14 protein-coding genes and 1 tRNA gene are annotated in these 20,190 nt (G+C 28.3%); 7 read left to right on the top strand and 8 right to left on the bottom strand.

Annotated features, from left to right (window positions below):
• Positions 1-124 precede the first annotated feature (124 nt).
• The 5 genes from ppdK to DAD81_RS08500 form a co-directional block, all read right to left on the bottom strand.
• Positions 125-2,854, bottom strand: coding sequence for a pyruvate, phosphate dikinase (gene ppdK, locus DAD81_RS08520; RefSeq protein WP_111707826.1), 2,730 nt, complete (start codon positions 2,852-2,854; stop codon positions 125-127).
• 378 nt (positions 2,855-3,232) lie between these two features.
• A complete protein-coding gene (locus DAD81_RS08515) occupies positions 3,233-4,558 on the bottom strand; it encodes a TolC family protein (RefSeq protein ID WP_111707825.1) in 1,326 nt (441 codons plus the stop codon).
• Positions 4,559-7,771: an efflux RND transporter permease subunit gene (locus tag DAD81_RS08510; RefSeq protein ID WP_111707824.1), complete on the bottom strand. Its 3,213-nt coding sequence runs from the start codon at positions 7,769-7,771 to the stop codon at positions 4,559-4,561. It abuts the gene before it with no gap.
• Between the two features lie 6 nt (positions 7,772-7,777).
• On the bottom strand, positions 7,778-8,899 hold the full coding sequence (locus tag DAD81_RS08505; RefSeq protein WP_111707823.1) for an efflux RND transporter periplasmic adaptor subunit: 1,122 nt from the start codon (positions 8,897-8,899) through the stop codon (positions 7,778-7,780).
• Entirely contained in the window at positions 8,896-9,342 is a 447-nt protein-coding gene (locus tag DAD81_RS08500; protein WP_111707822.1) for a MarR family winged helix-turn-helix transcriptional regulator, read from the bottom strand. The genes DAD81_RS08505 and DAD81_RS08500 overlap by 4 nt, the downstream gene beginning before the upstream one ends.
• 535 nt (positions 9,343-9,877) lie before the next feature.
• Here DAD81_RS08500 and bshB1 point away from each other — a divergent pair.
• The 3 genes from bshB1 to DAD81_RS08485 all read left to right on the top strand — a co-directional run bounded on the left by bshB1 (position 9,878) and on the right by DAD81_RS08485 (position 11,527).
• Complete coding sequence (gene bshB1, locus DAD81_RS08495; protein WP_111707821.1) at positions 9,878-10,594, top strand: bacillithiol biosynthesis deacetylase BshB1; 717 nt, start codon at positions 9,878-9,880, stop codon at positions 10,592-10,594.
• A gap of 50 nt (positions 10,595-10,644) precedes the next feature.
• Positions 10,645-10,720, top strand: a tRNA-His gene (locus DAD81_RS08490).
• 111 nt (positions 10,721-10,831) lie between these two features.
• Positions 10,832-11,527 carry a tetratricopeptide repeat protein gene (locus DAD81_RS08485; protein WP_111707820.1) on the top strand — a complete coding sequence of 232 codons (696 nt, stop codon included), beginning with the start codon at positions 10,832-10,834 and terminating at the stop codon, positions 11,525-11,527.
• On the opposite strand, the gene uvrA is transcribed toward DAD81_RS08485, so the two are convergent.
• Positions 11,528-14,311: an excinuclease ABC subunit UvrA gene (gene uvrA / locus DAD81_RS08480; RefSeq protein ID WP_111707819.1), complete on the bottom strand. Its 2,784-nt coding sequence runs from the start codon at positions 14,309-14,311 to the stop codon at positions 11,528-11,530.
• Positions 14,312-14,543: 232 nt separating this feature from the next.
• On the opposite strand from uvrA, the gene DAD81_RS08475 reads away from it, so the two are divergent.
• On the top strand, positions 14,544-15,128 hold the full coding sequence (locus DAD81_RS08475; RefSeq protein ID WP_111707818.1) for an RNA polymerase sigma factor: 585 nt from the start codon (positions 14,544-14,546) through the stop codon (positions 15,126-15,128).
• 57 nt (positions 15,129-15,185) lie between these two features.
• Positions 15,186-15,326: a hypothetical protein gene (locus DAD81_RS20705; RefSeq protein WP_157961107.1), complete on the top strand. Its 141-nt coding sequence runs from the start codon at positions 15,186-15,188 to the stop codon at positions 15,324-15,326.
• 44 nt (positions 15,327-15,370) lie between these two features.
• On the opposite strand, the gene DAD81_RS08470 is transcribed toward DAD81_RS20705, so the two are convergent.
• Complete coding sequence (locus tag DAD81_RS08470; protein ID WP_111707817.1) at positions 15,371-16,000, bottom strand: endonuclease III domain-containing protein; 630 nt, start codon at positions 15,998-16,000, stop codon at positions 15,371-15,373.
• Positions 16,001-16,118: 118 nt separating this feature from the next.
• On the opposite strand from DAD81_RS08470, the gene bcp reads away from it, so the two are divergent.
• Both bcp and DAD81_RS08460 read left to right on the top strand, forming a co-directional pair.
• Positions 16,119-16,571 carry a thioredoxin-dependent thiol peroxidase gene (gene bcp / locus DAD81_RS08465; RefSeq protein WP_111707816.1) on the top strand — a complete coding sequence of 151 codons (453 nt, stop codon included), beginning with the start codon at positions 16,119-16,121 and terminating at the stop codon, positions 16,569-16,571.
• 138 nt (positions 16,572-16,709) lie between these two features.
• Positions 16,710-17,480 carry a helix-turn-helix domain-containing protein gene (locus DAD81_RS08460; RefSeq protein WP_111707815.1) on the top strand — a complete coding sequence of 257 codons (771 nt, stop codon included), beginning with the start codon at positions 16,710-16,712 and terminating at the stop codon, positions 17,478-17,480.
• A gap of 258 nt (positions 17,481-17,738) precedes the next feature.
• Here DAD81_RS08460 and DAD81_RS08455 read toward each other — a convergent pair whose 3' ends face one another.
• Positions 17,739-20,186, bottom strand: a complete 2,448-nt coding sequence (locus tag DAD81_RS08455; protein WP_111707814.1) for a TonB-dependent receptor — start codon at positions 20,184-20,186, stop codon at positions 17,739-17,741.
• Positions 20,187-20,190 lie beyond the last annotated feature (4 nt).

Genomic DNA, 20,190 nt, shown 5'->3' with positions numbered 1-20,190 from the left:
TTAAAATTATCAAATATATTTCGTTTGTTTTTATAATTATGGAGCTTAAATAAGAATTTTCACAAAATAAAGAGGCTGCTCTAAGTATTAGAACAGCCTCTTTGCTACTAATTAAAAAATTATATTATTGTTGAGCTTTAATTGCTGCTTGTGCCGATGCAATACGAGCAATTGGTACTCTATAAGGTGAACAACTAACATAATTCATTCCTGTTTTATAACAGAATTCTACGGAGTTTGGTTCACCACCATGTTCACCACAAATACCTACTTTTAAATTTGGTTTAACACTTCTACCTTTTAAAGTACCCATTTCAACTAATTGTCCAACTCCTTCTTGATCTAATACTTCAAAAGGATCATTTTTTAAAATACCATTTTCAATATAAATTGGTAAAAATGTACCAGCATCATCACGTGAATATCCAAAGGTCATTTGAGTTAAATCATTTGTTCCAAAGGAGAAGAAATCTGCTTTTTTTGCAATTAAGTCTGCCGTTAAAGCAGCACGTGGAATCTCTATCATTGTTCCTACTAAATATTCAATTGTAGTATTTCTTTCTTCAAATACTTTGTTTACAGTTTCTCTAATTACTGCTTCTTGATTTTCAAACTCAGCAATAGTACCAATTAGCGGAACCATTATTTCGGGTTTTGAAATAATTCCTTTTTCTTTTAAATTTAAGGCAGCTTCAATAATTGCTCTAGTTTGCATTTCTGTAATTTCGGGATATGTAATTCCTAATCTACATCCTCTATGACCTAACATTGGATTAAACTCTTCTAACTGGGCAACTTTTATTTTTACCGCTTCTAATGAGATATGCATATCTTCTGCCAAACTACGTTGAGTTTCAAGTTGGTGAGGCACAAATTCATGTAAAGGTGGATCTAATAAACGAACCGTTACAGGTAAACCTGCCATTGCTTCAAAAATACCTTCAAAATCTTCTCGTTGCATTGGTAACAATTCTTTTAAAGCTTCTTTACGACCTTTAATAGTATCAGCTAAAATCATTTCACGCATTGCTTTTATACGATCAACTTCAAAAAACATGTGTTCTGTTCTTGTTAATCCAATACCTTGTGCTCCAAATTTAATTGCAACTTTTGCGTCTTTTGGAGAATCGGCATTGGTACGCACTTTCATTGTTGCGTATTTATCTGATAATTTCATAATTTCAGCAAACTCTCCGCTTAATTCTGGTTCGCTTGTGGCAACTTTACCTTCAATAACATTTCCTGTAGAACCGTTTAATGAAATCCAATCACCTTCGTGATATACGTGACCATTTACTGTTAGAGTACGGTTTTTATAGTTTATTTTTAAAGCACCAGCTCCAGATACACAACATTTACCCATTCCACGGGCAACCACTGCGGCATGAGAAGTCATTCCTCCACGAGCAGTTAAAATACCTTTAGCAATGTTCATTCCTTCTAAATCTTCAGGGGAAGTTTCAATTCTAACTAAAATACTATGTTTATATTTTGAAGCTTCATCTGCAAAAAATACAATTTTACCAGTAGCTGCACCTGGTGAAGCAGGTAATCCTTGCGTGATTACATGAGCCGTTTTTAAAGCTTTAGGATTAAATATTGGGTGTAGTAATTCATCTAATTTATTTGGTTCAATACGCAATAAAGCTTCTTTTTCAGAGATTAATTTATCATGAAGCATTTCCATGGCAATTTTTACCATTGCTGCACCTGTACGTTTACCATTTCTAGTTTGTAAAATCCAAAGTTTTCCGTTTTGTATTGTAAATTCCATGTCTTGCATGTCTCTATAATGCAATTCTAATTTTTCTTGATATTCATTTAATTCTTTATAAATAACAGGCATTAACTCTTCTAAAGAAGGATAATTAGTAGCTCTATCTTCTTCTTCAATCTTTGCTAATTTAGCCCAACGAAGTGACCCTAGTTTTGTTATTTGCTGAGGAGTTCTTGTACCAGCCACAACATCTTCACCTTGTGCATTTATTAAGTACTCACCATTAAATAAATTTTCTCCTGTTGCAGCATCACGCGTAAAACAAACACCAGTACCTGAATTATCACCCATATTTCCATAAACCATTGCTTGTACGTTTACGGCAGTTCCCCAATCTGAAGGATACCCATTCATTTTTCTATAATAAATGGCTCTATTTCCATTCCAGCTATTAAATACGGCTATTACAGCTCCCCATAATTGATCATAAGGATTTGTAGGAAAGTCATGACCTGTTCGTTTTTTTACTGCTTCTTTAAAATCATATACTAAATCTTTTAAATCTTGAATTGTAAATTCAGTATCTAATTCAATTTCGCGTTTATGTTTTAAAGCTTCCATTATTTCTTCAAAAGGATCAATGTCTTCTTTAGATTCTGGTTTCATTCCTAAAACAACATCACCATACATTTGAATAAATCGTCTGTATGAATCCCATGCAAAACGTTCATTATTTGATTTTTTAGCCAATCCTTTTACAACATCATCATTTAAACCTAAATTTAAAACTGTATCCATCATTCCCGGCATAGAAACTCTAGCTCCAGATCTAACAGATAGTAATAATGGATTTTCTTTGTCGCCAAATTTTGAACCCATAATATTTTCTATATTAAGTATAGCGTCTTCAACTTCTTTTGAAATCATAGCCTCAACAGCATCTATCCCTAATAAATTATACTCTGTACAAACTTCTGTAGTAATAGTAAATCCCGGAGGAACAGGAATACCAATTAATCCCATTTCAGCTAAATTGGCCCCTTTACCACCTAAAAGGTTTTTCATTTTACTATTACCATCGGCTTCTTTATTTCCGAACTTGTAAACTCTTGTTTTCACATCTTGTAAAGTTTCCATTTTGTCTAAGATTTAATTAATATTGGTTATTATTTATATGAATCCTAACAAATTTAGCAGCAATTTTTAAGGTTTGGTATGACTTATATCATTTTAGTATATAAAAATTCTGAATATGTAATAATTGTTACAGTTTTATTAAACATTTGATAATATTGAATTCTATCTATTTAAATAAAACAATTAATTAATGACTAAAAAACTCTTAAAGTGAAGATTAATAGGAGTGTAGCTTGATAATATAAAAGGTGAGGTTGTTTTTTAGATCAATTAAATTGAATAAAAACCAATTACTATTTTTAAAAATCACTACTAATTAAAATAAAAAAGCCGAATGAAAATTATCATTCGGCTCTTAATATAAAAATAAGTTGATTTCTAAAATTTTGTATTTAATAAATCTCCTGTTAATTGCAATAATTGTAATTCGGCATTTTTAGCATTGTATTTAGCCGTATTTAAACTTGATTTTGCATTTAATAGATTTACTTGTGCCTGTCTATATTCAATAGAGGTTACTTGCCCTAATTTAAATAACTCTTCAGTTCTATTAAAATTTCGCTCATTTGTTGCGAGATTTTTTTCTTCAGTAGAAAGTATGAACAATGAATTATTATAAATTTCTAAACTGTTAGAAACAGTACGTTCTAATTCATTAGTAATTTGTTCTTTTTGTACTTTTAAATTATCGGCATAAATTTTAGCGTTCTGAACACGTGTTTTTGTAGTTCCTCCATCAAAAATATTCCAACTTAAATTTAAACCAGCATTAAAACCATTAGAGATTTGTTGTCTAAAATTAAAGGCAGCATCATTTTCAGAATCAGTGTAACTATATGAACCATTAACACTTAGGTTTGGTAGAAAATCAGATTTATTTATTTTAATATCAAAATCACTCAACTCAATATTTTTATTTACTTTTTGCATTTCAATATTGTGTTGTTTTGCTTTTTCAAGTAATGTTTCAAGAATAAAAGAGAGTTCAAAATTTACTTTGGTATCTACATCAAAATCTATATTTACATTTCTCCCTAATAAAAGGTTTAAATTACGTTTAGAGTTTGCTAATAAACGTTCCGTGTTTATAAAACTTACGCTATCATTGTTAACATCAACTTCAGCATTTAGCACTTGTAATTTAGTACTTTGACCGTATTCATAACTGTATTGAGCTCTTTTTAACCTGTTTTTTGAAATAGTTAATGATTCTGCAATATTGGCATTGTTTTCGGTTAGTTGAGCTACCTCGTAATACAAACTAAATAATTGAAGTAATGAATTTTCAATAACTGCTTGTGCTTCTAATTCAGATAAATTATGACTTTGTTTTAATTTTTGATAGGTATATTTTCTTCCGAAACCATCAAACAATGTATAATTTAAACCTAAAGAAGCATTGTATATTGTAGATTCTGCTCCATCAATTTCTAAAATAGTATTGTCTTGTAATGTATTTTCAGTATCCTTATTAGTATAATTTACACCTCCATTTGCAGAAACTGTAGGTAAATAACCGCTATTGTAAATACTAGCATTATTTTTGGCAATATTTACATTGTTATTTGCCATTTTTATACCAAAATTATTTTCTAATACTTGACTAACAGCATTTTCTTTTGTTAATATTCTTGAATTTTGAGAATATCCAAATAGAGAAGAACTGCTAAATAGTAGGACTAATATGTATTTAAGTTGTTGCATTTAATTCTTGTTTTTTTCAATTACTGCGATTTCTGCTGCTTCTTCTTCAAGTTCACTTTTTAATTCTATAATTGCTCTTTCAACTTCTTCTTTAGTTACTTTTTCACCTGTTTTGAGCCATTTATAATATACTTTTATAGAATTTCCTAAAGATAATAGTAGGGGTAACATAACCAACGTTAACACTGTTGCTATACCAATACCATATGATATTGAAACTGCCATTGGTTTTAAAAATTGAGCCTGTCTACTTTTTTCTAATAAAAGAGGAGCTAAACCAGCTATTGTTGTTAATGATGTTAAAAAGATAGCCCTAAATCTGGATAACCCAGCTTTGTAAAGTGCTTGATCATATTTTAAGCCAGCTTTTAAATTTGAATTTACCTTACCTATAAGTACCAATCCATCATTTACTAAAATACCTATTAACGCAATAATTCCTAAAGCAGAAAGTATATTAATAGGGAAATTATGAATCCAATGCCCCCAAGCTACTCCTATTAAACTAAAAGGAATCATTATCATTAAAAATAATGGTTGATCATAAGATCTAAACGTAAAAGCAATGGTAATATATATTAATAATAAAATTATTGGAAAAACTATTTTTGCAGAAGAAGACGTTTTTTGAGCTTCTCTATTCTGACCTTCGTAAAGTGCCGCTACTGTTGGGTATTTAGAAAGTATTTCAGGCACTACAACTTCTTCAATTTCAGTTAGTGCTTCATTAGCACTTCCTTCAGGGTCTTTTAAATCTGCATTTACCTGAATTTCACGTTTTCCTTCTAAGTGGTTAATGGCAACTTCACCACGTTGTATAGTATAAGTTGCTATTTCAGAAAAAGGTATGCGATCACCGTTATTTGTTGAAATCCACATATCATCTAAATCTTTTATTGATGATCTATCTTCTTTTGTATAACGTACCCAAACTTTAATTTCATCCTGTCCACGTTGAAAACGCTGAGCTTGAAAACCAAAAAATCCTGATCTTACCTGAGACATGACACCTTGCAATGTTAATCCTAAAAGATAAGCATTGTCCTTCAATCTAATTTGAACTTCTTTAATACCTTGTGGGTCATTATCTGAAATATCTTTTAAATCTGGATTTAAACTTAATGCTTGTTTTAATTCATTTTTGGCAGCTTTTAACTCATTAATATTATTACCTAATAATGAAACCGAAACAGGGCTTCCTCCAAATCTACCACCAGAGCCATATGTTAAACTTTCAGTACCATAAAAAGTACCAGCCTTTTCTCTAATTGAGTTTGTTATTTCAGGCGAAGAAAACTCTCTAGATTCACCTGGTAATAAATTTACAGTTAATGTTGCATTAGAGGTTCCAGGACCAATACGTTTAATTACATTTTGAACAACTCTTTGATTATCAGATTGTTTTTTAGTATATTCTTCACTTACTAACCAAACAGATTTTTCAATTTCTGAAATTATAGAGTCTGTTATTTTTTCATTAGTACCTTGTGGCATTTTTAAAGTAATGGAAACTCTATCACTTGCAATTTTTGGAAAAAAATCTGTTTTAATAATACCTCCTTTAATACTAAATACAGTAATTATTAGTAACCCAATTGGTATGGCAAAACCAGCTAATTTATTTCGTAAAAAGAATTTTAAAAAAGGAGCATAAATTTTATCACGAATAAAAAATAAAAACTGTTCAGATCTTCTGTTTACATTGGCAAAAAATTGATTGAGTTTATTTTTCTTCTTTTCTTTTTTAATTAAAGCTCCTGAGTGAGCAATGTGAGCGGGTAAAATTATTAATGCTTCTATTAATGAAATTGATAGCGTTAATATCACAACAGATGCCACTTCACCAAAAAATTTACCAATTCTACCATCTAAAAAGTAAAAAGTTGAAAAGGCTAGGAGTGTAGTAATAATTGCTGAAACAATTGGAGGAATTACTTCTAAAGTACCATCAATTGCAGCTCTAATTGGGTTTTTTCCTTTTTCATAGTGTATATATATGTTTTCACCTATAACAATACCATCATCAACTAAAATACCAATTACAATAATCATCCCAAACAACGATAAAACATTGATGGTTATTCCTAATAATGGCGCAAAAATAAACATTCCAAAAAATGAAATAGGCAAACCAGCGGCAACCCAAAAAGCAAGTTTTGGATTTAAAAATAAGGATAAAAATAATAAAACCAATAATATACCAAAAATCCCATTATTAACTAATAATTCTGTTCTTTGTAATAATGTAATAGAATTGTCACTAGCAATATCTATTTTAATATTATCATGTTGCTGATTAAATTTATGAATATATTCATTAATAACCTCGGCTGAAACTAACAAATCTTCACTATTTGTATTTGTAATTGAAACGTTAATTGCTACTTCACCATTAAAATAAATACGGTCGGGTGTTTCAGACCAAGTATCTCTTACTGTAGCAATATCACTTAACCTTATAATATTACCAGAGTTATCCGTTTTTACAGGAATATTTAATAATTCAATACCTTGGTATTTTTTGTTTCTAGCTCTAATTAAGTAATCTTCATCGGCAGTTTTTATATTACCTCCAGAAATTAAAATATTGGCATTTGAAACGGCATTAGCAACTTCCTGAAATGTGATGTTGTAAGCTCTTAAATCGCTTTCTTTTAGCGCTATATCTATTTCTTCATCAGGAAAACCAGTTAAAGAAACTTGAGATATACCTTGCATACCACGAATGTCATTTTCAATATTTCGTGCATATTGTTTTATTGTTGCCAGCGGTAGATTATCTCCACTAATAGTAAAAACAATTGTTTGATTAACACTTTCAACTTTTGAAATTACAGCGGGTTCCATTCCTGAAGGAAATGAGGGAACTCTATCAACGGCATTTTTAACATCAGCTAAAACAACATCAATATCTTTGCCTTTTTCAACCTCAATGCTAATTGCTGCCGAATTTTCTTTTGAAACTGACGTAACTCGATCAATACCAACAATACCTTTTAAGTTATCCTCAATTTTTAACACAATTCCTTCTTCCATTTCTTCAGGAGAAGCTCCAGGATAAGAAACGTTTACATTTATAATATCTGAATCTGTAAGTGGAAAAAATGAAGATTTCATTGATAATATTCCAAGGATACCGAACAAGAAAAATGAAAACATAAAAATGTTTACGGCAACTGGATATTTTATAAAATAAGTGATTATTTTTTTCATATGAAACTATTGTTTATTTTGAATTTTAATAGTTTTAACTTTCATACCTGAATAAGCTCCAGGCAATGTTTTTGCTAAAATTGTAGTTTCATTTTCAATTCCTTTTACAATTACGGTGTTGTTTGTAAAGTAAACAGGATTTATATCAATTAAATTTAGGGTAGAGTCTTTAACAATAAATAGTTGAGAATCGTTAACCAATAATTTTCTAGAAATTTCTGTGGCATTTTCAATGGATTTTGATTTTAAATCGGCATTCAAATACATTCCTTCACGTAAATTTTCACCTTTAATTTGTAAGTATGTTTTAATTGTTTGGGTGGTTTGATCTACTTTTGCATTTACTCTAATAACAGTAGCAATCCATTCTTGCGTTTTATTAAGGTTATATACTTTTACTTTATTTCCTTTTTTTAATAGGCTAGCATAGGCTTCATTAATATTTACTTCTAATTCAAAAACACTAGGATCTATAAATTCGCCTAATTTCTGTCCTACTCTTACCAATGTACCATCAGTTACTAATACTTCAGTTAAAATACCACTATAAGGAGCTCTTAATGTATATTTACCAAGTTTTACTTCTAAGTTTTTTACATTGTAGTAATTAGTGTTAATGCCTCTTCCAGAGATAAAATACTTTTCTTTTTCTGAATTTATCTGCGGAAGTTTAGGGGTAGCTTTATTAATATCAAAACTATTTAAAAACTGTTTCCATTTTTCGTATTCATTAGGAAAATCTAATTGAATGTCAGGCATAATGGCAGTAATAGCATTAATTAAATTACTTTTTTGAGCTTTTAAATTAGCATAAAACTCATCGCTATTAATAGCCAATATAGTTTCATTTTTATTATACTGAGTTCCTGCTTTAAAATCTTTTGAAGTCTTTTTTAGTACACCTTGTACCTCTGAGAATAATTCTATTTTATTTTTAGCTGATAAATTACCACTTGTTGTAATAATTACTGGTATTTCTTTATTTTCAATTTTTTGGGTATATACAGTTTTTATTACCTTTTTAAATTTTGGTTTTGGTTTGTTGTTGTTTTTAGCTATTGCCATACCACCAAAAATGGCTAAAGCAACAAATAACAAGCTGGCTATAATTATAATTATTTTTCTCATAATTTAAATGAATGTACTTTACTTAAGTTTGATTGAATTTTTTTAATAGTTCGTATTGATATTTGTAATTCTTCTTTTGAAATTCCTTTTTGAAATGAATGAATAGCTTCTTCAATAATGGGTAGGGCAGTTGTAAATACATTTTTACCAGTAGAAGTAAGATAAACATACTTAATTCTTTTATCTTCTTTAGCAGGAATACGTTTAATAAAATTGCTTTTTTCCATGTTTGAAATCAATCTAGAAAGTGATGTTTTATCACATTCTGTTATAAATGCTAAATCATGTTGAGCTTTTCCATCATCATCAGATAATATTTTTAAAACAACAAATTGTTCCCTAGTTAAATTTATGTTTTTTTCTTTAAACCTATTATTAATTACTGTCCCCAGCATTTTACCTGTTTTACCAATCCAAGGGAGTAATGATTCTTCTAAATTCATTCAACTAAATTTGAACAAATATAAGCAAACACCAAATTAGTTGTATGTACAACTATGTTAATTAGTGTTAACAAAAAAAATCACCCTATATAGAGTGATTTTTTTATTTGAGGTTTTTCGTTTTATTAATTAAAAGAAACCGTTGTTCTATAAATTGGGGTTTTAATTTCTTTTAATAAATAACACTTATAGTACTGTGTTGTTATTTAGGGTTTTAGATTCACATCTAATTAATTTATTCTTATTATAAGTTGTGTTACAAAGCTATTTTTAAGAGTAACTCCATACCATTAACTTATATTTAAAGAATTATTATTGGGGTTAATTTTTCTTTTTGTAAATATACAACTTATTATCTAACAAACAACAAAAACTATCCATTTATTAATTAAAACGCACCTTTTATTGAGAAGGCTTCCTTTTGTTAGGGAAATCAACATCTATTTTATTTTAAAGAACATAGTCTTTATGATTAATCCATAGAAACTTTAAATTATTCTATATTTGCTATTCAATTTAAGTACTATATTAGATTATGAAATTAGATATATTAGCAATAGGAGCACACCCAGATGATGTAGAATTAGGATGTGGAGGAACAATTGCAAAAGAAATTAAGGCTGGGAAAAAAGTAGGGATACTTGATTTAACAAGAGGAGAATTAGGAACAAGAGGTTCTGCAGAAATTAGAGATATAGAATCTAATAATTCGGCAAAAATACTTGGAGTGGAAGTTAGAGAGAATTTAGCTTTTGCAGATGGTTTCTTTATAAATGATAAGAAGCATCAGTTGGAAGTAATTAAAATTATAAGAAAATATAAACCAGAAATAGTATTATGTAACGCTATTGATGATAGACATATTGATCATTCAAAAGGAAGTAAATTAGCATCTGATGCCTGTTTTTTATCTGGATTACGAAAAATAGAAACAATTGTTAATGGTGAATTACAAGATGCTTGGAGACCAAAACAGGTATATCATTATATTCAATGGAAAAATATTGAGCCAGATTTTGTAATTGACGTAAGTGACACAATTGAATTAAAACTAGATTCTGTAAAAGCTTATAGTTCACAATTTTACGATCCAAAAAGTAATGAACCAACTTCACCAATTACCAGTAAAAACTTTTTAGACAGTATAATATATAGAGCTCAAGATTTAGGAAGGCTCGTTGGATGTGAATTTGCAGAAGGCTTTAATTCAGAGCGTTATGTTGCTATTAAAAAATTAGATGATTTATTTTGAAAAAATGTTTGGAAAACTGTAAAAATGTACTAAATTTGCACCCGCAATATGGTGGTTGTAGCTCAGTTGGTTAGAGCATCGGTTTGTGGTACCGAGGGTCGCCGGTTCGAATCCGGTCTTCCACCCAAAAATAAGAGGTCTGTTTTACAGACCTTTTTTTGTATCCTTTATTTTTTAGATAAGTTTTAGAATTGAAGCAAATAATTTTATAGTTTTACAGAAATAAAAAACAGAATAATGAAAAATATACTTTATATCCTTTCTTTTGTGTTGGCATCAACAGCTATAGCACAAAATTCAAATAATTTAGAGCTTCAGAAGCAAAAATTAAAATTAGCTCTAAGTTATAATGATAAAGAGGTGGCATCTTCAGCAATGTATAATATTATTGCAATTGAAGGGGATAATAGTTCTTATAAAGATAGTTTAGCTTATCTATATTTTAATGGAGCTAAATATGTTTCTTGTTTTCTTGTTGTAAATGATGTGTTAAAAAATAAACCAGACAATATTGAATTGTTAGAAATGGGTGCTGTTTCATTAGAATCAATGGGAGCTTATAGCAAAGCAATTGAATCATACACAAGTTTAATTGCTAAAACTAATAATAATTATCATGCCTATAAACTAGCAGGATTATATATTTTAACTAACAAATTTGAAGAAGCTTTAACTACTATTAAAAAAGCAAATTCGTTAGAAGATACAGGAACGATTAAAGTTAATTTTAAAGTTAATCAAAATTACAATCAAGATGTTGATTTAAAAGCTGCCATAGCTTATTTAGAAGGTGTTATTTACCTAAAACTAAATAAGGAAGGAGACGCAAAATTAAGTTTCATGAGAGCTATTAATTTATATCCAGACTTTGTTTTAGCAAAAAGTAAACTGTCTACTCTTGAAAATTCTCAAAGTAAAATAGAAGAAAAATAACTAATTTAATTTTTCAGCTAAATAAGGAGCGGTAAAAGAATCCTTACAAGAGATTAGTTTTTCAGGAACTCCCTGAAAAAGTAAAGAACCTCCATTTTTACCACCTTCTTTTCCTAAATCAATAATGTAATCAGCACATTTTATAAGATCTATATTATGTTCAATTACAATAATTGAATGTCCGTTTTCAATTAATGCATCAAAAGATTTTAAGAGTTTCTTAATATCATGAAAATGTAAACCAGTTGTAGGTTCATCAAAAATAAATAAAGATTTTTCTTGGCGTGAACCTTTAACTAAAAACGAGGCTAGCTTTATTCTTTGTGCTTCACCACCTGATAATGTAGAGGATGATTGTCCTAATGTTACATAACCCAATCCAACATCTTGTAATGGTTGTAATTTTCTTACAATTTTTGTTTCTCCAAATTGTCTAAAAAAGTCTATGGCATCATTAATTGTTGAGTTTAAAACGTCGTTTATAGATTTATTTTGAAATTTCACTTCAAGAACTTCTTTTTTAAAACGTTTTCCTTTACAAGTTTCACATTCTAAATGAACATCAGCCATAAATTGCATTTCAATAGTAACTTCTCCTTCTCCTTTACATACTTCACAACGACCACCTTCTACATTAAATGAAAAATGTTTTGGTTGGTAATTACGAATTTTAGATAATTTTTCTGAAGCAAATAAAGATCTAATATCATCATAAGCCTTAATATATGTTACAGGATTTGATCTACTTGAACGCCCAATGGGATTCTGATCTATAAATTCAATATGTTCAATGGTTTTAAAATCCCCTTTTATATCAACATATTGACCGGCCTTATCTCCATAACCTCCAATTTTCTTTTGAATAGCAGGAAATAAAATTTTACTTACCAGCGTGCTTTTTCCACTTCCTGAGACACCCGTTACTACGGTTAAGCAGTTTAAAGGAAATCTTACATCAATGTTTTTTAAATTGTTTTCTCTAGCACCTATAATCTCAACAAAGCTTTTAATACTTCTTCTTTTCTTTGGAATCTCAATTTTTTTAACTCCATTTAAATAATGAGCTGTTAATGAATCAGATTTTAAAATATCCTTAAAAGTTCCTTCAGCCACAATATTTCCACCAAGAGTTCCTGCTTCCGGACCTATATCAATAATCATATCAGCTGCTTTCATAATATCTTCATCATGTTCAACAACTATTACTGTGTTTCCTAAATTTCGTAAATCTTTTAATACTTTTATTAAACGTTCAGTATCTTTTGGATGTAAACCAATACTTGGTTCATCTAAAATATACATGGAGCCTACTAAACTACTTCCTAAAGATGTTGCAAGATTTATACGCTGACTTTCCCCGCCTGAAAGCGTGTTTGAAGTTCGGTTAAGTGTTAAATAATTTAAACCAACATTAATTAAAAACTGAATACGATTATTAATTTCAACTAGTAGCCTTTTAGCTATTTCTTTTTCAAATTTTTCAAGCTTCAAATTTTTAAAAAAAGTAGCTAGTTCATTTAAAGGTAAATCTACTAAATCACTTATACTGTTATTGTTAATTTTAACGTAACTAGATTCTTCTCTTAATCTTTTTCCATTACAAACCGAACATTTTGTTTTTCCACGATAACGAGAAAGCATTACTCTATATTGAATTTTATAGCTTTGTTCTTCTAGAAATTTAAAGAATTGATTAATGCCTTCAAAAGATGAATTACCGTTCCAAATAAGCTCTTTTTGCTCTTCGCTTAACTCAAACCAAGGTTTATGAATTGGAATATCATATTTATAAGCATGTGTTACTAGGTTATCTTTAAAATAACCAAAGGAATCTGATTTCCAAGGTAAAATGGCATTTTCATAAATAGATAAGGATTTATTTGGAATTACTAAATCTTTGTCTATTCCAATAACATTACCATAGCCTTCACATTTTGGGCAAGCGCCATATGGATTGTTAAAACTAAAAAAATGCGTATTGGGTTCTAAAAATGTAATACCATCTAATTCAAATTTATTATTAAAAAGAGTATTAGTTTTTGTATTTAAATTTTCAATGATACATGTCCCTTTACCTTCAAAAAAAGCAGTTTGAACAGCATCTCCTAGTCTGTTATAAAAATCCTCATCATCTTTTACTACAATTCTATCAACAACTAATTGAAAATCATGTTCAATTTCTTCATTAATTTCTTCAATTCTTATAATTTGATCTTTGTATTTTATTCTAGAGTATCCTTGCTGAGCAAGGATTTTTAAAGTTTGTAGTACATTTCTTTCTTTAGGGATCTGAACAGGAGAAAGTAACAATAATTTTGTTTTAAGATCTAATGTTTTAATATGTTTTATTACATCACTAACGGTATGTTTTTTTACTTCATTTCCTGAAATAGGAGAGTAGGTTCTACCAATTCTAGCAAATAATAGTTTTAAATAATCATAAATTTCAGTTGAAGTTCCTACCGTAGATCTTGGGTTGGTAGAATTCACTTTTTGTTCAATTGCTATGGCTGGAGCAATACCTTTTATATAATCAACTTTTGGTTTATTTAATCTTCCTAAAAATTGACGAGCATAAGAAGAAAGACTTTCAACATATCTTCTTTGTCCTTCGGCAAAAAGGGTGTCAAAAGCTAAACTAGATTTACCAGATCCAGATAAGCCAGTAATTACTACAAGTTTGTTCCTAGGGATAGCAACATCAATATTTTTTAAATTATGAAGTTTGGCACCTTTTATAAGTATGTTTTCTTTAGGGTTTAGACTTGCAATGTTCTTTGTCATTTCTGTTGAAAAAAGTGAATAAACGCAAAGATAATGACAATAAATGAGAATTTAATAACCATTATTAAACATTACTTTTAAATTTTTACATATTATTAAGATAATAAATTTGTAAATGTTAAAAATATACCTCATATTTGATTAATAATTAAAAAAAAACGCTTATAACACACAATTACTTTTTATAAAATTTAGAAAAATACAATTTAAACCCCTATAACGTATTTAAATTATGGATAGTAAAGTTATTGCCGATAGCGTTTTAGTTAGCAGCTATATACAAGGAAATGAGAAATCATTAGAAACATTAATTATTCGTCATAAACAACGAATATTTAGTTTTGTCTTATCAAAAGTTTTAGATAGAGAAGTTGCTGAAGACATCTTTCAAGATACTTTCATTAAAGTTATAAACACCTTAAAAAGAGGTAAATATAATGAAGAAGGAAAGTTTTTACCTTGGGTGATGCGAATAGCTCACAACTTGGTAATTGATCATTTTAGAAGAAATAAAAGAATACCAACATTTAAAAACACTGACGAATTTGATATATTTAGTGTTATTAGTGATGAAGTATTAAATGTTGAAAAACAATTAATTAAAGATCAGATTTTAGAGGATATAAAAGGATTAATTGTAGAGCTTCCAGACGATCAAAAAGAAGTATTAATTATGCGTATGTATAAAGATATGAGCTTTAAAGAAATTGCTGAAAATACTGATGTTAGTATTAATACAGCTTTAGGTAGAATGAGATATGCTCTTATAAATATGAGGAAATTAATAGAGAAACATAATATGATTTTAATTAATTAAGTTTTTTAAATAATAAAAGTAAGGTTTTTCCGTTTAATTATAACAAACGAATTTTATATGATGAAACTTTACTCTAAACAAGCTTCTAATATGGAGCAACCTGGAAACGAAATAATTCAATATTTGATTGATTACTCTAAGCAATTAAGAGTAGTTAAAACCAACAAAAACGACTATATTGAATTACATTTGAATTAATGTTCTTAACCCATTTTACTAACCATAAAATGGGTTTTTTAATTTTATAAAGATTTTCTACCAATAGTTTTTGTTATTATATCGTTTTCAATTTTCCAATTTCTAGCTGGAGAATATTCTCTACCATAAAATATTATTTGTAAATGTAATTTGTTCCATAACTCTTTTGGAAATAAGCGCTTGGCATCTTTTTCTGTTTGTACAACATTTTTACCTGTAGTTAATCCCCATCTATACATTAATCTATGTATATGTGTGTCTACCGGAAAAGCTGGAACACCAAATGCTTGACTCATAACTACGCTTGCTGTTTTATGCCCTACAGCAGGTAATTCTTCTAAATCTTCAAAATTCTGAGGAACATTTCCTTTGTGTTTTTCAATTAATATTTTTGATAAGCCATAAATACCTTTGGACTTCATTGGTGATAATCCTACAGGTTTAATAATATCTCTAATTTCCTCAACACTTAGTTTAACCATATCATAAGGGTTATCTGCTTTTGCAAATAAAATTGGAGTAATTTTATTTACACCAATATCTGTACTTTGAGCCGACATTAAAACAGCAATTAATAATGTATATGGATCTTTATGGTCTAAGGGAATAGGAACTTCAGGATATAATTTTTCTAAAGTTTGAATAACAAATTGTACTTTTTCTTTTTTTGTCATGTGCTATTATTGTGGCTATTAGAGGTGAAAGATAAAAATAGTTTTATTAAAAGAAAAAGGAATTAGTTTATATCTTTTAAAGTTGTTAAATTTGATTTTAAACTACAAATTAAAAATTATGAAAACATTAGTAATAGGGGATAAGGCTCCTAATTTTGAAGCACTTGACCAAGAAGGAAATATCATTAAATTATCTAATTATAAGGGTAAGAAGCTGGTGTTATTTTTCTATCCTAAAGCTAGCACTCCTGGTTGCACTGCAGAAGCTTGTAATTTAAGAGATAATTACCAAAGTTTTCTTGCAAAAGGATATGATGTATTAGGGGTAAGTGCAGATTCGGCTAAACGTCAGTTAAATTTTTTAAATAAAAATAATTTACCATTTCCATTATTGGCTGATGAAAATAAAGAAGTAATTAATGCTTTTGGAGTTTGGGGACCAAAGAAATTTATGGGAAAAGAATATGAAGGCATCCATAGAACTACATTTGTAATTGATGGTAATGGTATTATTGAAGACGTAATTTCAAAGGTGAAAACAAAAGATCATTCAAACCAAATTATTGAATAATTAACAGTATTAACTTTAATAAAAAATGATTTTAGTGATAATTAGTTAAAAAATACTATTTTTAAGTAATGCTTAATCAATTAAGTAGGTTGTTTTATATGAACATGGCTATTTAATTCTTCAAATTATTATTTAATTATGGTGATAACTAAAATAAAGAAAATCTACTCTAAAATATTTGATTCCTATGGTTATAATTTTGAAAGAAATCATATTGATAAGATAATTGAACTAGATACTTTTTTACCATTTAGTTCTAATTTTTTTTGTGTAACAAATACACAATCTCTTTCTTTTGAATATATAAGTAAAAACTTTAAATCTTGTACCGGTTTTAATCCAGACATATTTAAAGATAAAGGTATGAGATATTTTTGGAGTAGAATTCATCCAGAAGATATTGATTTATGGCTAGGTTCTTTAAATGAGTTAATGAAATTTACTATTAATGAAATTTCTATTGAAGATAGATGTAAAATGAATTACTCTTGGAACTATCGATTTAAAAATTTTAATAATGAATATGTAAATATTGTTCAAAATACAACACCACTAGAATTTGATACTGATCAAAAACCTATTATAGGGTTAGCTCACTATGCCGTCTTAGATTCTAAAATTAAAATGGATATATGTGCTTCTGCAAAATTATTGAACCATAATAATGAATACGAAACTAAATTTTTTAATAATTATTCTCAGAAATTACTTACTGAAGGAGTTTCAAATAGAGAGCGAGATATTATAAGATTGTTGGTTTTAAATTATTCTAGTAAAGAAATTGCGCAAAAATTGTGCATTTCGTCTAATACTGTTGATACTCATAGAAGAAATATTCTTAAAAAAATGAAGATTTCAACTACTGGAGAGCTAGTAGGAATGTTAAAAATGAATAAATTATCCATTTAATTTATTCTTATAATAATATTTTAAATTCAATTAATTATAATTACTCAAATTGAGTATTTTAAATTATTTTCTTAAGTGTTAAATTTACAATGAGGAAAATTGCTAAATATCTTTGTTGATATAGGTTTTATCTTTGGGTTAAGAAATAATCTATTAAATTTATTTAAAGTTAGGTTAATAATTATAATAACAGCCTAACTTTTTTAATAGAAACAAAAATTTATAAATTCAAACATTGGTTTTAGCAATTTCTTCTTTTTAAAACTTCATATTCAATTTTAAATTTAAAAGTCTAGGTGTCATGTAGTTTGGTATTCCATAAAACCTTTTGGAGTAGAAGTCCCTTACCCATGTATTTGTAATAGAATTCTGAACATCAAACATATTGTAAATCTCAAAACCTATTGATAATTCTTTAAATGGTTTTAACCATTGCTGATTTCCTCTGTGTTTTTGATCTGTTAATATATAAGAAATTCCTATATCTGCTCTTTTATAAGAGTTTAATCTGCCTTGATATTGGTAAGTATCTGAATAAGAAGGGGCACCACCTGGTAACCCTGAATTGAAAACCAAATTTAAATACATTTTAATTTTAGGAATATTTGGTACATAATCCTGAAATAACATAGCAAATTTAAATCGCTGATCTGTTGGCCGAGAAATATACCCATTATTATTGTAATTCTCTTCAGTTCTTAAATAGCCAATACTTACCCAACTTTCGGTACCAGGTACAAATTCACCATTTAATCTTAAATCTATTCCTTTAGCATATGCATTCGCATTATTATTGGCTTTATATCTAATCCTTACATTATCAACAGTATAAGTATTTACATTTGATAAATTCTTATAATATATTTCAGAAATTAACTTAAATGGTCTGTTCCAAATATTAAAGCTGTAATCATTTCCAATAACTACTTGATACGACTTTTGAGTCTCTACTAAAGGATTTATTTCTCCTTCTGAATTCCTTAATTCTCTGTATGAAGGAGGTTGATTGTACATTCCTCCAGAAAATCGAAATAACATATCTTTTTTCCAGTCAGGTTTAATTGCTATTTGACCTCTTAAACTGTAAATTATTTTGTTTACAGTTTCTAAATCATTTCCACTAACATTCCAGTTATGAGAACGTATACCAATGTTATACCATAATTTATTATTATTAAAATTAGTAATATTACTGTATTGCGAAAACCAAACTAACCTATCAATTTTTAATTTATTCTTTGCGTTTACTAACTGAAATGGTGTTATTTCACCCGTAAAAGGCTCATAAGGTTGGTTGTTGTTATATTGATTTGGTGGTCTTACATTAAACCCAACAGAATCAATTATTTCCCACTCTTTAATTCTATCTTTAATATCTTCATATTGGTATTTTATCCCAAAATCTAGTTTATGATTTTCTTTTTTATAAGATCCCTTAAACTCTATATTACTTATTAAAGCGTCAATTTCATTTCTTGCATGATTTAATTGAGATCCAATACCTTCAGAAAATTCAACTTCCCCAAAGTCTTCAGATCCAAAATCATTATTTACTTCACCTATATTATAACTGGCTAAAATATCATAGTATTCTTCTTCTATTGCATTATAAGCAGAGGACGATAGACTTAAATCCAATTTTTCATTTATACTATAAGTGCTTTTAACAGCACCAAATAAAGTTTTAAATTTATCTTTTTCCTGCCCTTCATAATGTACAATTAATTCTAAAGGATCGCTTAAAGTACCAAATCTTGTTCTTCTTGTTTCTGGGGAATAATTATAATTGTTAAGTGTAAAATTTCCTAAAAACTCAAACTTTAGCTTAGCATTTGCATTATAGGTTAAAAACGTTTGAAGATCTGTAAAATTTGGATTGGAATTTGTTTCAATATCTTTACTATTAATAATCAAACTATTATTTCTATATCTAAAACCAAATAGTGCACTTAATTTTTTATTAGGTGATATTCCTTCAAAAGTTAAACTAGTACCCAGTAAACTTGCATTTATACTGGTTGCAAATTTTTCTGGCTTTCTATATGTAATATCTAAAACAGAAGATAATTTATCTCCATATTTAGCTTGAAATCCACCAGCAGAAAAATTTATATTTTGAACCATAGACCCATTAACAAAACTTAATCCTTCTTGTTGGCCTGATCTTACTAAAAAAGGCCTATAAACTTCAATACCATTAACATAAACTAAATTTTCATCAAAATTTCCACCTCGTACATTATATTGAGTACTTAATTCATTATTATTATTTACACCAGGTAGTGTCATTAAAATATTTTCAACACCTTGGTTTGCTCCAGGGATTTTAGAAATATTTTCAGGATTAATTGAAATGAATCCTTCAGCATCTTTTTTACGATTTTCAATAATTACTTCATCTATTTTTTCAACCCTAAAAGATAGAGAAGGAGAATACCTTAGCGTTTTCTTATTAGGAATAAAAAATTCCTTTTTTAATGTGTTAAATGCAACATGTTTAAAAACAATGGTAATTGTTTTATTTGATTGAACGGTTAATTCATATTCTCCTTTATTATTAGAGATTGTTCCGTTGTTTAGGGATGATATTGTAACACCTTCAATTGGTTTTTTGTTGTGATCTTTTATTATTCCTTTAATAGAAGCGGTTTGAGCAGTTATTAAAAAAGAAGAGAAGAGTATTAATAATAGGACGAAATTTTTCAAAGTA

Source organism: Lutibacter citreus, assembly GCF_003260195.1.
Classification (GTDB): domain Bacteria; phylum Bacteroidota; class Bacteroidia; order Flavobacteriales; family Flavobacteriaceae; genus Lutibacter; species Lutibacter citreus.
This window is presented reverse-complemented; position numbering and strand designations above follow the sequence as displayed.

Excerpts from the sequence above, each read along its gene's own strand:
- ppdK (WP_111707826.1), bottom strand. The coding sequence starts at position 2,854 with ATGGAAACTTTACAAGATGTGAAAACAAGAGTTTACAAGTTCGGAAAT.
- DAD81_RS08515 (WP_111707825.1), bottom strand. The coding sequence starts at position 4,558 with ATGCAACAACTTAAATACATATTAGTCCTACTATTTAGCAGTTCTTCT.
- DAD81_RS08510 (WP_111707824.1), bottom strand. The coding sequence starts at position 7,771 with ATGAAAAAAATAATCACTTATTTTATAAAATATCCAGTTGCCGTAAAC.
- DAD81_RS08505 (WP_111707823.1), bottom strand. The coding sequence starts at position 8,899 with ATGAGAAAAATAATTATAATTATAGCCAGCTTGTTATTTGTTGCTTTA.
- DAD81_RS08500 (WP_111707822.1), bottom strand. The coding sequence starts at position 9,342 with ATGAATTTAGAAGAATCATTACTCCCTTGGATTGGTAAAACAGGTAAA.
- bshB1 (WP_111707821.1), top strand. The coding sequence starts at position 9,878 with ATGAAATTAGATATATTAGCAATAGGAGCACACCCAGATGATGTAGAA.
- DAD81_RS08485 (WP_111707820.1), top strand. The coding sequence starts at position 10,832 with ATGAAAAATATACTTTATATCCTTTCTTTTGTGTTGGCATCAACAGCT.
- uvrA (WP_111707819.1), bottom strand. The coding sequence starts at position 14,311 with ATGACAAAGAACATTGCAAGTCTAAACCCTAAAGAAAACATACTTATA.
- DAD81_RS08475 (WP_111707818.1), top strand. The coding sequence starts at position 14,544 with ATGGATAGTAAAGTTATTGCCGATAGCGTTTTAGTTAGCAGCTATATA.
- DAD81_RS20705 (WP_157961107.1), top strand. The coding sequence starts at position 15,186 with ATGATGAAACTTTACTCTAAACAAGCTTCTAATATGGAGCAACCTGGA.
- DAD81_RS08470 (WP_111707817.1), bottom strand. The coding sequence starts at position 16,000 with ATGACAAAAAAAGAAAAAGTACAATTTGTTATTCAAACTTTAGAAAAA.
- bcp (WP_111707816.1), top strand. The coding sequence starts at position 16,119 with ATGAAAACATTAGTAATAGGGGATAAGGCTCCTAATTTTGAAGCACTT.
- DAD81_RS08460 (WP_111707815.1), top strand. The coding sequence starts at position 16,710 with ATGGTGATAACTAAAATAAAGAAAATCTACTCTAAAATATTTGATTCC.